Raw genomic sequence first — 14,368 nt, 5'->3', positions numbered from 1 at the left:
AGTCCAGGCTGTCCTCACCGGCGGGCGTGCATGAAAAGAAAAGCACGCACCCCGATCGATGAAGACCGTTGAGTGCGTTGCTTGACGTCAAACGCTTACGGCCAGTGCGACTGGCACGGAGAAAGCCGCATGCGCCTGCATGGCGCACGCATCAGGGCTACACGGCGTAGTACCCCGGCTGGTCGATGTCCGCCAGCAGGCCGGGCTCGCTCGGCGTCCAGCCCAGCGCGGCGCGCGTGCGCTCGCTCGATGCGGACATGTCCGCACCCGTGAAGTCGGCGAACCAGCCGAAGTGCTCGCGCCCGCGCGATTCGACCGGCAGGCCGAGCCGGCGGCCGATGACCTCGGCGATGTGCCTGAACGGCACGCCCTCTTCCGCCACGGCATGGAAGACGGCCTCGGTGGCGCCCTGCTCCATCGCGAGCCGGAAGACACGCGCGGCGTCCAGCCGGTGCACGCCGGCCCAGCGGTTCAGGCCTTCGCCGAGGTAGGCCGACACACCCGTCTCGCGCGCCATGCGGATCAGCATCGGCACGAAGCCGTGGTCGCCCAGGCCGTGCACCGACGGCGCGAGCCGCACCGTGGCAACACGCACGCCGCGCGCGGCCAGTGCCTGCGCGGCCGCGTCCGACTGGCGGGGCGACGAGGCGCCGGGCATGTCCGCCTCGGTGGCGGCGCGGCCGGTGGCGAGCTTCGCGAGGCCCGATGTCACGAGCAGCGGGCGCTGCGAGTGCTCAAGCGCGGCCCCCAGCGTCTCGATGGCGCGGCGGTCCTGCTCGGCGTTCTGCGCGAACTTCGAGAAGTCGTGGTTGAAGGCGGTGTGGATCACTGCGTCGGCCGCGCGGGCCGCGCTGCGCAGGGTGTCGAGGTCGTCGAGCGTGCCGTGCACGACCTGCGCACCCGCCGCGGCGAGCGCGCCGGCCTTGTCGTCGGAACGCGCGAGGCCGGTCACGCGATGGCCCGCGCGGGTCAGCTCCTGCACCACGGCCGAGCCGACCCAGCCGGTGGCGCCGGTGACGAAGACGTTCATTGGTTTTTTCATGGGCTCTTTCATTGGCGTTTCATTCCTCTTTTCAAGGTGACGTGTTTTCAGCCGAGCCGCATCGACAGCTCGACGTCTTCCGCGAACGGCGTCGACAGGTAGCCCGCGGCCGTCGAGCGCACGCGCGCCAGGTAGTCGGGGCTGTGGTCGGCGTTGTCCGCGACGATCAGCGCGCCGGGCCGCAGGCGGCTTTCCACCAGGCTCAGGATTTCCGGGTAGAGCGCCTTGGCGCCGTCGAGCAGCAGCAGGTCGATGGTGTCGGGCAGGTCGGCGGCGAGCGTCTGCAGCGCGTCGCCCACGCGGATTTCCACCAGGTCGTCGAGGCCGCCGGCCTTCAGGTTCTCGCGAGCACGCGCCACCTTCGAGGGTTCGAACTCGGTGGTGACGAGGCGGCCGCCGCCGTTGTCGCGAAGGGCCGCGGCGAGGTACAACGTCGAGATGCCGAACGAGGTACCGAACTCGACGACGGTGCGTGCGCCGCTGTTGCGCGCCAGCATGTAGAGCAAGGTGCCGGTTTCGCGCGACACGGGCAGCGGCAGGTCTTTCAGGCGTGCGTAGAGGTCGATGTATTCGGTCTTGCTGCGCATGAGCCGCGTGCGCTCTTCGCTGGAGAGATCGGCGATGGCCGCGCTGGTGCGCGGCGACAGGGTGGCGACTTCTTCGAACAGGCGCTCCAGCAGGGGCGCGAGCGGTGCAGTGGTGAGTGTGGTCACAGGGTGTTCCTTGCGGATGAAAGATGGATGAGGGAATGAATGAGGGAGTGCTTGCTTGGCAGCAGCGGCGAGTGAAGGCAATAATATGAATAATCCTTCACGTTTTCCATTCGCATTGCGAGCCCCCCAGATGACCGAACGCAAAAGCGCCCCGATCTCCTCTAGAAGACAGCCCAAGCAGGCCCGCTCGAACGACCTGGTCGCGGCAATTCTTCAAGCCGCTGTTCAGGTTTTGGCCAAGGAAGGCGCGCACCGTTTCACCACCACGCGCGTGGCCGAGCGCGCCGGCGTGAGCGTGGGGTCGGTCTACCAGTACTTTCCGAACAAGGCGTCGATCCTGTTCCGGCTGCAGAGCGACGAGTGGCGCGACACCACCGAGATGCTGGGCGGCATCCTGCAGGACACGACGAAGCCGCCGCTCGCGCGGCTGCGCCTGCTGGTGCACGCCTTCATACGCTCCGAGTGCGACGAGGCCGAAGTGCGCGGCGCGCTCGATGCCGCCGCGCCCTTCTACCGCGCCGCGCCCGAGGCGCAGCAAGCCCGCGCCGCCGGCGACCGCACCATGGAGGCCTTCATGCGCGAGGCGCTGCCCAAGGCCTCCAAAGCCAGGCGCGCGCTGGCCGGCGACCTGATCACGTCGACCTTCGGCGCGGTGGGCAAGAGCTTTTCGGAAACGCCGCGGACCGATGCGCAGGTCAAGGCGTATTCGGATGCGATGGCGGACATGTTCTGTGCGTACCTCGTGAGCCTGGGGCATGGCGCGACAGAGCCGACGGCCCGCGCGCGGCTGCCTCGCCGGGCCAGCGAGAAATGAAGGAACCCGCTGTGACAAGCCCTTCGACGCGCCGCGAATCCGGATGGATCACCCGGTACATCGCGCCCCTGCTCCCGGTCGGCCTGGCGGCGTACGGGCTCTGGATACTGTTGACTGGTCGCGCGACCTATCGGCCCGGTCGCGGAAGTTCGACGGTGACATTGCTTGCGCCGGACGCTTGCCTTGCAGGCCTCTTCTTCGTCTTTCTCGCGTTGCTCGTGACGGCGCTTGGCACGTCGGGTCGCATGGAGAAATGGCTGTTTCGCGTCGGGCTGTGCGGTGCCTTGTTCTGCCTTCTCGTTGAAGGCGCCCGGCAACTGATGGGGTTGGCGGTGTACGCGCCGCCGCACTGAGCTGCAAAAAAGGCCCGCCATGCTTGGCGGGCCTGCCTCCTTATGCCTCGTTACCGGCAGCGGCAGCCACCTCCTGGTACAGCTCGCCCGCTTCGCGCGACAGGTCGGCGGCCAGCCAGAGCACGTTGCTCAGGAGATCGAAGGACGAGCAGTGGGCCAGCAGCCCGTCTTCACCGTGGCAGCAGGTCAAGAGCGAAGTGAGCTGCGTCTGCTTGTTTTCGAGGAGGTCCGACGCGCTGGGCTTGCTTGCGCAGGCGGAGGCGGTGGAGGCGTTCGGCTTGGAGGGCCGGGCTATAGTTCGTTCAGCCATTTGGGGTGCGCTTTCTATCTAGTGGTTGCACTTCACTTGGTCAGACGGTCGGGGTGTTTCAGCACGCCGGCCGTCGCCTTTTGTGCCTCGCATTCGTACCGGTGCCGGTGCACTCGGTGGTCCGCCGCGAGGCATGCGGGTCGGTTGCTTTTGCTGGTGGTTTGCTCCTTGATGGCTTGGTGGGTGTCTGTGTGACAGGGGCATCCACTGTAGGCATGACGGGGGTGGCGAGGGGCGATGAGTTCGCCCACTAAGTCTCGAAATGCGAGGGCGGATGCGCGGGGCAACAAAAGCCTGGGAGTGTTTCGTGAAACGTAGTGTTTGTGTCTTGTCCTGCAGATACAGAGACATACGCAAACTGATCGCGCAGCGGGTCGCGCGAAGAAGAATCGGCCACGTTCGAAGCAAACGAACAACCGCCCCTCTTCTTTCGAAGGACCCGCCATGCCCATTCGCTCACCCGCCCGCTCCCCCACCCGTTCCCCCGCCATGTTCTTCGCCGTGACCCTTGCGGCTTCGGCAGCGGCACTGACGCTGACCTTTGCCTCGCCCTCGTTCGGCGGCGGCGACATTCCGGCCACCGAGGCACAGGCCGCGCCGGAGTTCCAGAACATCGACACCTGGCTCAACTCGCAGCCGCTGAAGCTCGAAGAGCTGCGCGGCAAGGTGGTGCTGGTCGACTTCTGGACCTACACCTGCATCAACTGCCTGAACCACCTGCCCTACGTGAAGGACTGGAACGACAAGTACAAGGACAAGGGCCTGGTGGTGGTGGGCGTGCACACGCCGGAGTTCGCGTACGAGAAGTCGACGAAGAACGTGAAGGACGCGATTCAGCGCCTGCAGATCAAGCACGCGGTGGCGCAGGACAACAGCTACGGCACCTGGAAGGCGTTCAAGAACCAGTACTGGCCTGCGGTGTACCTGATCGACAAGCAGGGAAAGATCGTCTACTCGCACTTTGGCGAGGGCAGCTACGGCACGACGGAGAAGAAGATCCAGGCGCTGCTGGCGGAGCCTTCGCCGGTATCCGCAGTGTCTTCGGCTGCGGCTTCACCGGCCAAGGGCTCGTGAGATGAAGAAGCTCTGGCTCGCCCTGCTGTTCCTGGCGGGCGGCATCGCGCATGAAGTGCGCAACCCGGTGAGCTGCCAGTGCATCACGGCGCGGCAGCTCACGGGGCCTGGCACGCGCCGCAAGCGGCGCGATGCATCAGGCTGAAGCGGACTGCGGTGGACCGAGGTGCCTCGTGCCGCTTCAGTCCAATGCCTCGACCGTCGAAGCGAACACGTAGCCCTCGCTTCGCACGGTCTTGATGTAGCGCGGCTCGCGCGCGTCGTCGTTCAGGCGCTGGCGCAGCCGGCTCACCAGCAGGTCGATGGAGCGCTCGAAGAGTTCGGCCTCGCGGCCCTGCGTGAGGCTGAGCAGCTGGTCGCGGCTCAGCACCTTCTGCGGATGGTCGAGGAACACGCGCAGCAGCCGGTACTCCGCGCCGCTGAGCGCGATCATGGTGCCGCTTTCGTCGAGCAGGTGGCGCGCGGTGGTGTCGACCTGCCACTCGCCGAAGGCCAGCTTCGAGGCCGACTCGGTCGAGCGCATGTTGGGCGGCAGCATGCGCGTGCGGCGCAGCACGGCGCGCATGCGCGCGAGCAGCTCGCGCGCCGAGAAGGGCTTGGCCAGGTAGTCGTCGGCGCCCATCTCCAGGCCCAGGATGCGGTCGGCCTCCTCGCTGCGCGCGGTGAGCATGAGGATGGGCGTGGCCTTCCACTTGCCGGTGCGCAGGTCGCGGCACAGGGTGAGGCCGTCTTCGCCGGGCAGCATCAGGTCGAGGATGATGAGATCGAACGGCCCCGACTCTTCCAGCGCCGCGCGCATGTGCCGCCCCGTGGGCACGGCCACCACGCGCAGACCGTTCTTGACCAGGTAGGTGGTGAGCAACTCGCGGATTTCCCGGTCGTCGTCGACGATGAGGATGTGGTCGGAGGTCTTGGGAATCATGGCCTTGCCGCGCGCCGGCGCGGGTATGGGAGAGCTGGATGGAAAGCGGAAGCCCGCAATGTAGCCCGGCTGGCGCGCGGAACAAGGGGCTTTGTATGCCTGTGTATCCGGCGCGCCGGGCGGCCACACTACGTTGCGTGGCGTTGCGCGGCGTTGCGTTGCGTTGCGCTGTGCTGTGCTGTGCCGGGCGGCGCCTATCATGGCGGCCGAAATGAATTACCGCCTCCTGCTTCCCCTCCTCGCATTGCTTCCCGGCGCCGCGCTCGCCGCCACCCTGTCCGGCACCTTGCGCGGCGGCGGCGGCACCGACGACATGCACATCGTCGTGCAGTCGGCCACCGGCGAGCGCGTCACCGCCTACTGCGACGGCCACTGCGGCGACTGGTTCGACGAGGACGCCGCCTCGGGCGGCTCGACCCTCAAGAAGAAGCTGGTGGGCCGGCAGGTGCTGCTCGACCACCGGCGCGAGCCCAACCGCGACCGCATCGCCGGGCCGGGACCGGAGGAACAGCTCGACTTCGCCCGGAAGATCGAGCTGCTCAAGTAGGCCGAACGGCCCGGCGCCGCGCGAGCAGTGCCGGGCAGCGTCCCGTTCGGCCCGCCGGATGCGGCATACCTGGGCATGTCTGGGCTTGCCGGCAGGTAATGTTGTATGTCCCGTTCCACGGGCCAACACACTGGCATACAAAAGGCGGGCCGCCGGGGCACACCCAGGGCTATAAACCTGACCATGCCCACCCCAGCGAGCCTCCCCATGCCGATTGCACCCACCGCCACGGCAGCGCCTGCGCCCCAGGACGGCTGGCGCAGGCTGCTTCCGCGCACGCTGTTCTCGCGGGTCACGCTGATCATCGTGGTCGGCCTGGCCATTGCGCAGCTGCTGACCTTCACCGCCATCCGCTACGAGCGCGGCATTGCGATGCGCGAGCTGATGATGACGGGCATCGAGCGCGACATTGCGAGCTCCGTGGCCGTGCTCGACCGCCTGCCCGCCGACGAGCGCGCCGGCTGGCTGGCGCGGCTGGAGCGGCGCAACTACCACTTCACGCTGGGCGGCGCCGCCGAGGGCGTGCCGCCCGAGGCGCCGGCGCTGCAGCAGTTCGCGGGTGCCATTGCCGATGCGATGCGCCCGTTCGAGATCGTCAAGATCGCCCAGGTGGCCAGCCCCACGCAGGAGCTGCAGATCCAGGTGCGGCTGAGCGACGGCGCCGCGTTGATCGTGCATGCGCGCCGGGTCGACATGCCGGTGTCGGGCTGGGTCATGTGGGTGTTGTGGCTGCAGCTGCTGGTGCTGGCCGTGTGTGCCTGGTACGCGGTGCGGCTGGTGACGCGCCCGCTGGCGCAGCTGGCCGACGCGGCCGACGAGCTGGGCCCCGATCTGAAGGGCGCCGAGCTGGCCGAGGAAGGCCCGACCGAGGTGCGGCACGCGGCACGCGCCTTCAACGCCATGCAGAAGCGCATTGCGGGCTACATGTCGGAGCGCGTCGAGATTCTCGCGGCCATCTCGCACGACCTGCAGACGCCCATCACCCGCATGCGCCTGCGCACCGACCTGATGGACAGCGACCACGACCGCGACAAGTTCCGCCAGGACCTGGACGCCATGCATGCGCTGGTGCGCGAGGGCGTGACCTATGCGCGCACGCTGCACGGCGCCACCGAGCCGCCTTGCCGCATCGACGCCGACGCGCTGTTCGAGAGCATGGTGGCCGACTATGAAGACGCGGGCCAGCAGGTGCTGCTGGAGGGCCGCACGGGCGCGCCGATCGTCACGCGGCCCAACGCGCTGCGCCGCATCCTGATGAATCTGATCGACAACGCGCTGAAGTTCGGCGACGACGTGCGCCTGCAGGTACACGCCGACGCGCAGGCCGGCCGGCTGGTGGTGGCGGTGGTCGACAACGGCCCCGGCATTCCGCCCGACCAGCTGGACAACGTGCTCAAGCCCTTCTACCGCGTGGAAGGCTCGCGCAACCGCAGCACGGGCGGCACCGGCCTGGGCCTGGCCATTGCGCACCAGCTGGCGGTGGCCATGGGCGCTGAACTGGCGCTGCGCAACCGCGGCGAGGGAGGGCTGGAGGCGCGGCTCACCCTGGACACCACAGCGCCGCTGCCGGACTGAGCCGCGGCCCAGGCCCGGCCCGCCCCACAACCCCCTGCTGCCCACGCGGCTCGCACAGCGCGAGACCGTGAGGACCCCGTTCGCCCTTTTTCAGTCATCAACCCTTCGCCGAGACCGACGCCATGCTGCTCCTCATCGTTGCCTACCTGGGTGGTGTGCTCACCATCCTGAGCCCGTGCATTCTGCCGGTGCTGCCCTTCGTGTTCGCCCGGGCCGACCGCCCGTTCCGCTCGCACGGGCTGCCGATGCTGCTGGGCATGGCGCTGGCGTTCGCCGCCATTGCCACGCTGGCGGCCGTGGGCGGCAACTGGGTGGTCACGCTGAACCAGTACGGGCGCTACGCGGCCATCGCGATGCTGGCGCTGTTCGGCGTGACGCTGCTCTTTCCGTCGGTGGCCGACCGTCTGGCGCGCCCGCTGGTGGCGCTGGGCATGCGGCTGTCGGGGCAGGAGCAGAACCAGGGGCAGGCCCATGCTTCGGTGTTCTCCGCGCTGCTGCTGGGCGTGGGCACGGGGCTGCTGTGGGCGCCGTGCGCGGGCCCGATCCTCGGGCTGATCCTGACCGGCGCGGCGCTCAACGGCGCGAGCATCGGCACCTCGCTGCTGCTGCTGGCCTATGCGGCGGGCGCGTGCACCTCGCTGGCGGCGGCGCTGCTGTTCGGCGGGCGGCTGTTCTCGGCGATGAAGGGCTCGCTGCATGCCGGCGAATGGCTGCGGCGCGCGGCCGGCGTGGCGGTGCTGGCCGGCGTGGGCGCGATCGCGCTGGGGCTGGACACGGGCCTGCTGAGCCAGATTTCGTTCGGCACCACTTCCGCGCTGGAGAAGGCGCTTGTAGAGAAGATCGATGCTGGGCTGCCGCGGCACCAGGCGCCGCCTGAGCCGCAAGCCGGCGTCGACCGCGGCGGCCTGATGCTGGCCGCCGCGCAACCCGAGGCGGTGGCCTCAGCACCAGCCGCGTCACCGGCATCACCCACATCAACCGTGCCGGGCAAGCCCGCGCTGAACCTGCGCGATGAAGGCGCCATCGCACCGCTCACCGGCGCCACCGAGTGGATCAACAGCACGCCGCTCACGGCCGAGAGCCTGCGCGGCAAGGTGGTGCTGATCGACTTCTGGACCTACTCGTGCATCAACTGCCTGCGCACGCTGCCGTACATCAACGCATGGGCCGAGAAGTACAAGGACGCGGGCCTGGTGGTGCTGGGCGTGCACACGCCTGAGTTCGCCTTCGAGAGGCTGCCGGCCAACGTGCGCCGCGCCACCAGGGACCTGGGCGTGGGCTTCCCGGTGGCGGTGGACAGCAACTACGCCATCTGGCGCGCGTTCGGCAACCAGTACTGGCCGGCGCTGTACTTCGTCGACGCGCAGGGGCGCGTTCGCCACCACCAGTTCGGCGAAGGCATGTACGACAAATCTGAGCAGGTCATTCAGCAGCTGCTGGCCGAAGCCGGCCGCGGCGCGGTGGCGGGGCCGTTGGTGAAGCCCGAGGGCCGTGGCACGCAGGCCGCTGCGGCCGACACGCTGCCCGAGTCGGGCGAGACCTACCTGGGCTACGAACGCGCGAACCGCTTCGCCTCGCCCGGCGGCATTGCGAACGACCGCGCCCGCGCGTACCAGGCGCCGGCCTCGCTGCGCACCAACCAGTGGTCGCTCGACGGCGAATGGAAGATCGACGCCGAGCGCGCCATGCTCGAGCGCGCGAACGGCCGCCTCGCCTACCGCTTTCATGCGCGCGACCTGCACCTGGTGCTCGGGCCGGCGCCCGGCGGCAAGCCGGTGCGTTTCCGCGTGACGCTCGACGGCCAGCCGCCGCTCGCCGACCACGGCGCCGACACCGACGCGCAGGGCAACGGCGTGATCGACGGGCAGCGGCTGTACCAGCTGGTGCGGCAGAAGGCGAACGAGAAAGACCGGGTGTTCGAGATCGAGTTTCTCGACGCGGGCGCGCAGGCCTATGTGTTCACCTTCGGGTAGCGCGGTGCCGCGGTGCGGGGTGGCCGGCGCAGCGTGGTGTTAACTTCGGGTTTCGCCACGGAACCCGCATGGACAGCTTCGACCGCCAACTCCGCTACTTCCTGAGGATCGCCGAACTGGGGTCGTTGTCGCGCGCGGCGGACGACCTCGACCAGACGCAGTCGGGCCTGAGCCGGCAGCTGGCCGCGCTCGAGGCGCACCTGGGCAAGCCGCTGTTCCTGCGCACCGGGCGCGGCGTGGAACTCACCGAGGCCGGCCGCAAGCTGCGCGAGCTGACGCAGGGCAGCTACCGCACGATCGACGCCGCGCTGGACGCGGTGCGCACGCGCGAAGGCATCACGCACGGCACGGTGCGACTGGCCACGGTGCACACGCTGAGCTACTACTTCATGGGCGACGTGGTGGCGCGCTTCGTGAGCCGGCACGACGGCGCGAACCTCTCGCTGATGGGCCGCAGCTCGCCCGAGGTGGTGGAGCTGGTCGAGAGCGGCAAGGCCGACGCGGGCTTTGTCTACGACTCGGCCGTGGCCTCGCAGGCGTTGGCCTCCACGCCGCTGTTCGACGACGACATGTGCCTGGTGGTGCAGGAGGCCAGCAACATCGGCGAGGCCATCGACCTCACGGCCGAGCTGCCCCGGCTGGTGGGCTTTCCGTCGCACTACGTGCTGCGCCGCATGATCCACAGCAGCGGGCTGAACCCCTCGTTCGTGGCGGAGGCCGAGACGGTCGACGCGCTGCTGGAGCTGGTGGCCTCGGGCGTGGGCGCCTGCATTCTTCCGCAGCGCATTCCAGACAAGCTGCTGGGCGACCACCGGCTGCGCAAGGTGGCGATCGTGCAGCCGGCGCTGCGCCGCCGGGTGGTGGCAATCGTGCGCTGCGACCGGCCGGTGCCGCCGCTGGTGCGGGAGCTGATCGCCATGGCGGTGGACATTGCCGGGTAGCGCCCAATAAACAAGCAGCAATAGTACGGCGTGGTGACGGCCGCTGCCTTTTTCGAGGACAGCTTAGAAGTCCAGCGACCTAGTTTGGTGGGACACCAAAGTTCAGCCGGAAATGTTTGGGGTCAACCTGTGCCTGTTCTACGACGATATGTTCAGTCGAAGGATCAGTCTTCAAGCGCTTGAGCGTGTTGATCACCGCTGGCGTGGCTCGCGCGCCGGCGACTACTCTGCGAATAGCCGATTTTGGCAAGGGCCACAACCACACTGGATGCGGCACAACGAGTGGGCCGTGATGAGTAGCAGGGCTATAGCTAAGCGGCATGAACATTCGCCACTCCTGCTCGTAAGTCCAGCATGTTCCCTTGGTAAGAAATACATCGAAGCTCATCTCAGTCAGCACGATTTCGGGTCGCTCATCTGCGTAGATCACCTGCCGAAGACGGCCGTACTCCGCCGCAAAGTCAGCAAATTCTGCTGCATCGGCCTTGACATGCGCGGGAGGCGCGATCGCCGTGAAAAATGGATCGCTCGTGTCGAGTTCAATCAAAAAGCCAGTGTGACTCTCTGAATAGTGCGACCACATCAAGAGGTTGTCGGCGTTTTCTGTCAAGCACAAGGCACCGACGCCCGCGTTCGCCATTTCAGTGATCCCAGCTGCCATCTCTGGATATGCCGTGCTGCGGACGCGCGCCAATTCCTCAAGAACTTCGGCAGCTTTGAACCTACGGCGAGCGACAAGAAACGCGTCGAATGGCACGCTCCGCTGAAACTCGGGTTTCTGCAGACCGTAAGCGTCCTCCATGCGCCGCTCCCAAACCTCGCCTGCTTGAACCGCTTCTTCATCAGGCGTACCCCAGGAACGCACGTGAGGACTGAATTCGAATGGATCGTTTAACGCTGCAGGCTGGCTGAATCGAACCAGCCAATTCGCGAAAAAACGAGTCCCACCTGGGCCAAAGTACTTGAACAGAGACGCCGGAGGTACCGTCATCGTTTGCGGCTTTGCAGGGGCCGTGGTGTCAGTCATGGGAGTCCTTGGCCTAAGGTCGTTTGGGCGAGACTAGTTTTTCAAAGCTTGACTTCGAAACAGCCGGGGCGCATCGGCTTGACGGCAGCAACTGTAGATGATCAATTCGTAGCGCTCATCCGGATATGCGACACCGCTGTCCGGCCTTGCGCCGCATAGCTGCTATGCACCTTGCTGCATGGCTCGCGCGGCACCCCCTCTCCATACTCGCCCGCAGCAGCCGCGGCGCGGGCAAACGTGCCCTCTTCGCCGGCCGCCAGACCACGAGGACAGACACATGAGAGACGATCTCCGGACGAAGGAGTACTTCGACGCGCGGGCCACCCGCGAGATGGCGCAGCACCTGAAGGACGCGCCGCGCAGCATGAAGGAGACGCTGGCACTTGCCTGCCGCATCCTCGCCATGACCGGGCAGGAAGCCGGGCTCGCTGGGCAGATCAGCGCCCGCTCGGAGCGGCCCGACGCCTACTGGACGCTGCGCTTCGGCCTGGGCTTCGACGAGGCCACGCCCGACGACTTCATCGAGGTCGACCAGGACCTGAACACGCTCACTGGCGAAGGCATGGCCAACCCCGCCACGCGCTTTCACCTGTGGGTGTACCGCGCACGCCAGGACGTGCATTCCATCGTGCACACGCACTCGCCCTGGGCCTCCGCGCTGGCCGCGGCGCGCCAGCCGCTGGTGATTGCGCAGATGGACATGACGCCGCTGCACGACGACTGCGCGTTTCTCGCCGACTGGCCTGGCGTGCCGATTGCCGACCAGGAAGGCGTGCTGATCTCCGAGGCGCTGGGCGCGAAGCGGGCCATCATCCTCGCGCACCACGGCTACCTGACGGCCGGCCACACGATCGAGGAAGCGACCTACCTGTCGGTCTACCTGGAACGTGCGGCGCGCCTGCAGCTGCGCGCGCAAGCCGCCTACGGCGCGCTCACGCCGGTGGACGACGCACTGGCGCGCGAGGCGCACGACTACCTGCTGAAGCCGTCGATCGTGAACGGCGCCTTCAACTACTGGTGCCGCCAGACGAAGGCGCTGCCTTCGGCGGCGCGCTGATCGTTTGCATTCGAGGTCAAGGCGATGAACACACAAGAAAATCCCCCGGGCAACGAGACAACGGGCACGGCGCGCAAGGGCTACGTGACCGCCGGGCTGGCCAGCATGATGGGCACCACCATCGAGTGGTACGACTTCTTTCTGTACGGCACGGCGGCGGCGCTGATCTTCAACAAGATCTTCTTTCCCTCGTTCGACCCGATCACCGGCACCATGGCCGCGTTTGCGACCTACTCGGTCGGCTTCTTCGCGCGGCCGCTGGGCGGCATCGTGTTCGGGCACTTCGGCGACAAGGTGGGGCGCAAGTCGATGCTGCTCATCACGCTGCTGATGATGGGCATTCCGACCATCCTGATCGGGCTGATTCCCTCGTACGACCAGATCGGCTACTGGGCCGCGGTGCTGCTGGTGCTCATGCGTTTCCTGCAGGGCATTGCCGTGGGCGGCGAATGGGGCGGCGCGGTGCTGATGGCGGTGGAGCACGCGCCGACCGGCAGGAAGGGCTTCTTCGGCAGCCTGCCGCAGGCCGGCGTGGCGCCGGGGCTCATCCTGTCGTCACTGGCCATGGGCGCGGTCGCCAAGCTGCCCGAAGCCGACATGCTCTCTTGGGGCTGGCGCATTCCGTTCGTGGCCAGCGTGCTCCTGCTGCTGGTGGGCTGGTTCATTCGCGTGAAGGTGGCCGAGTCGCCGGACTTCGAGCGCATGAAAGACCGCGGCAAGAAGGTCGCGCTTCCGGTGATGGAAGTGCTGCGCAAGTACCCGCGCGAAACGCTGGTGGTGGTGGGCGCGCGGCTGGCCGAGGTGACGTGATTCTACACCACGGTGACCTTTGCGCTGGCCTACGCCACCGGCACGCTGGGCATTGCGCGCACGGTGATGCTGGACGCCACCATATGGGGCGCGGTGGCGGCGCTGGTGATGATGCCGCTGTGCGGCATCCTGGGCGACCGCATCGGGCACAAGTGGGTGTTCATGCTGGGCACGGTCGGCATCGTGGTGTGTGCGCCGCTGTTCTTCGACTTCCTGCACAGCCGCGAGGCGTTCTGGATCAACGTGGCGGCGGTGATGGCCATCGGGCTGGTGTACGCCTGCCTGTACGGGCCCGAAGGCAGCCTGTTCGCGAGCCAGTTCCCGCCGGAGGTGCGCTACACGGGCATCTCGCTGGCGGTGCAGGTCTCGGGCGCCATCGGCGGCGGGCTCGCGCCGATCATGGCGACGTGGCTGCTGGGCAAGGGCAATGGCAACCCGGCGTACGTGACGTGGTACCTGAGCGCGCTGGGCGTGGTGGCCTGCATCAGCGCTTTCAAGATGCACGGCAGCGACCGGTTTGCAGGGTTCGCGAAACCGGCGAAGCCGCTGGCCAAGGCCGCGCCATGACCGCCAGGCAGATCGACTGCTACCTCTGGATGAACTCCGACTGGGCCTACCTGGGCGCCGACCGGCTGGACGCACTGGCGCGCCGGCACGGCGCCACGGTGCGCTACATGCCGGTGGACCTGCCGGCGGTGTATGCGCGCACCGGCGGCATCCTGCTGCCGCTGCGTGCGCCCGAGCGGCAGCAGTACCGCGTGACGGAACTGCGGCGCTGGTGCACGCGCCTGGGCATTCATGTCAACGCGAGCCCGAAGTTCATGTGCCCCGATGCGGCGCTGGCTTCGCGCATCGTCATAGCGGCCAGTGCCAGTGCCAATGCCAATGCCAATGCCAATGCCAGCGTCGAAGCGCATGACGTGGTGGCGCTGTACAAGGCCATCCTGCGGGCCGAGTGGTGCGAGGAGAAGGACATCTCGGACGCTGCGACGCTCACCGGCATCGTGGCCGCCTGCGGCCTGGACGCACAGGCCTTGATGCGCGACGCGGGCACCGACGAGGTGGCGCGCACCTATGCCGGCTTCACCGAACGCGCGGTGGCGGCCGGCGTGTTCGGCTCGCCGTCTTGCGTGTACCGCGGCGAGCTCTTCTGGGGACAGGACCGGCTCGACTTCCTCGAAGAGGCTGTCTCGGCGACGCTGGACTGAAA

Annotated in this window: 15 protein-coding genes and 1 pseudogene; 11 read left to right on the top strand and 5 right to left on the bottom strand. The window is 67.7% G+C overall.

What is annotated here, in order from left to right; translation table 11 throughout:
• Nucleotides 1–157 precede the first annotated feature (157 nt).
• Both BM013_RS16455 and BM013_RS16450 read right to left on the bottom strand, forming a co-directional pair.
• The gene (locus BM013_RS16455) at nt 158–1,030 is read right to left on the bottom strand and encodes an SDR family oxidoreductase (RefSeq protein ID WP_093128682.1); all 873 of its coding nucleotides are present in this window, start codon (nt 1,028–1,030) and stop codon (nt 158–160) included.
• Between the two features lie 59 nt (nt 1,031–1,089).
• Nucleotides 1,090–1,755 carry an O-methyltransferase gene (locus BM013_RS16450; protein ID WP_093128681.1) on the bottom strand — a complete coding sequence of 222 codons (666 nt, stop codon included), beginning with the start codon at nt 1,753–1,755 and terminating at the stop codon, nt 1,090–1,092.
• 130 nt (nt 1,756–1,885) lie between these two features.
• Between BM013_RS16450 and BM013_RS16445 the strand changes: the two genes are divergently transcribed.
• Together BM013_RS16445 and BM013_RS16440 are read left to right on the top strand one after the other, a co-directional pair.
• The gene (locus BM013_RS16445; RefSeq protein WP_093128680.1) at nt 1,886–2,569 is read left to right on the top strand and encodes a TetR/AcrR family transcriptional regulator; all 684 of its coding nucleotides are present in this window, start codon (nt 1,886–1,888) and stop codon (nt 2,567–2,569) included.
• 11 nt (nt 2,570–2,580) lie between these two features.
• Nucleotides 2,581–2,922 carry a hypothetical protein gene (locus tag BM013_RS16440; RefSeq protein ID WP_093128679.1) on the top strand — a complete coding sequence of 114 codons (342 nt, stop codon included), beginning with the start codon at nt 2,581–2,583 and terminating at the stop codon, nt 2,920–2,922.
• A 40-nt stretch (nt 2,923–2,962) separates the two neighbouring features.
• On the opposite strand, the gene BM013_RS16435 is transcribed toward BM013_RS16440, so the two are convergent.
• Nucleotides 2,963–3,232 (bottom strand): hypothetical protein, encoded by a 270-nt coding sequence (locus tag BM013_RS16435; RefSeq protein WP_093128678.1) that lies wholly within the window; start codon nt 3,230–3,232, stop codon nt 2,963–2,965.
• Between the two features lie 444 nt (nt 3,233–3,676).
• Here BM013_RS16435 and BM013_RS16430 point away from each other — a divergent pair, with 444 nt between their 5' ends.
• On the top strand, nt 3,677–4,306 hold the full coding sequence (locus BM013_RS16430) for a thioredoxin family protein (protein ID WP_371280217.1): 630 nt from the start codon (nt 3,677–3,679) through the stop codon (nt 4,304–4,306).
• Between the two features lies 1 nt (nt 4,307).
• On the top strand, nt 4,308–4,451 hold the full coding sequence (locus BM013_RS41235) for a hypothetical protein (protein ID WP_177206401.1): 144 nt from the start codon (nt 4,308–4,310) through the stop codon (nt 4,449–4,451).
• A gap of 36 nt (nt 4,452–4,487) precedes the next feature.
• Here BM013_RS41235 and BM013_RS16425 read toward each other — a convergent pair whose 3' ends face one another.
• Complete coding sequence (locus tag BM013_RS16425; RefSeq protein WP_093128676.1) at nt 4,488–5,228, bottom strand: response regulator; 741 nt, start codon at nt 5,226–5,228, stop codon at nt 4,488–4,490.
• A gap of 211 nt (nt 5,229–5,439) precedes the next feature.
• Here BM013_RS16425 and BM013_RS16420 point away from each other — a divergent pair, with 211 nt between their 5' ends.
• The 4 genes from BM013_RS16420 (at nt 5,440) to BM013_RS16405 (ending at nt 10,264) form a co-directional block, all read left to right on the top strand.
• Nucleotides 5,440–5,775, top strand: a complete 336-nt coding sequence (locus tag BM013_RS16420; RefSeq protein ID WP_093212116.1) for a hypothetical protein — start codon at nt 5,440–5,442, stop codon at nt 5,773–5,775.
• A gap of 207 nt (nt 5,776–5,982) precedes the next feature.
• On the top strand, nt 5,983–7,350 hold the full coding sequence (locus BM013_RS16415) for an ATP-binding protein (protein ID WP_256221526.1): 1,368 nt from the start codon (nt 5,983–5,985) through the stop codon (nt 7,348–7,350).
• Between the two features lie 122 nt (nt 7,351–7,472).
• Nucleotides 7,473–9,323, top strand: coding sequence for a cytochrome c biogenesis protein DipZ (locus BM013_RS16410; protein WP_093128673.1), 1,851 nt, complete (start codon nt 7,473–7,475; stop codon nt 9,321–9,323).
• A gap of 68 nt (nt 9,324–9,391) precedes the next feature.
• Nucleotides 9,392–10,264 carry a LysR family transcriptional regulator gene (locus BM013_RS16405; protein ID WP_093128672.1) on the top strand — a complete coding sequence of 291 codons (873 nt, stop codon included), beginning with the start codon at nt 9,392–9,394 and terminating at the stop codon, nt 10,262–10,264.
• Between the two features lie 79 nt (nt 10,265–10,343).
• Here the strand turns inward: BM013_RS16405 and BM013_RS16400 are convergent, their stop codons facing one another.
• Complete coding sequence (locus tag BM013_RS16400) at nt 10,344–11,291, bottom strand: DUF2971 domain-containing protein (protein WP_093128671.1); 948 nt, start codon at nt 11,289–11,291, stop codon at nt 10,344–10,346.
• Between the two features lie 277 nt (nt 11,292–11,568).
• On the opposite strand from BM013_RS16400, the gene BM013_RS16395 reads away from it, so the two are divergent.
• The 3 genes and pseudogenes from BM013_RS16395 (at nt 11,569) to BM013_RS16385 (ending at nt 14,366) form a co-directional block, all read left to right on the top strand.
• Nucleotides 11,569–12,348 (top strand): aldolase, encoded by a 780-nt coding sequence (locus tag BM013_RS16395; RefSeq protein ID WP_093128670.1) that lies wholly within the window; start codon nt 11,569–11,571, stop codon nt 12,346–12,348.
• 24 nt (nt 12,349–12,372) lie between these two features.
• Nucleotides 12,373–13,725, top strand: a pseudogene (locus BM013_RS16390) (MFS transporter).
• Nucleotides 13,722–14,366 (top strand): 2-hydroxychromene-2-carboxylate isomerase, encoded by a 645-nt coding sequence (locus tag BM013_RS16385; RefSeq protein ID WP_093128669.1) that lies wholly within the window; start codon nt 13,722–13,724, stop codon nt 14,364–14,366. Before BM013_RS16390 ends, BM013_RS16385 begins: the two are co-directional and overlap by 4 nt.
• Nucleotides 14,367–14,368: the final 2 nt, after the last annotated feature.

It is taken from the genome of Variovorax sp. OK605 (assembly GCF_900115445.1).
Taxonomy (GTDB): Bacteria; Pseudomonadota; Gammaproteobacteria; order Burkholderiales; family Burkholderiaceae_C; genus Variovorax.
This window is presented reverse-complemented; position numbering and strand designations above follow the sequence as displayed.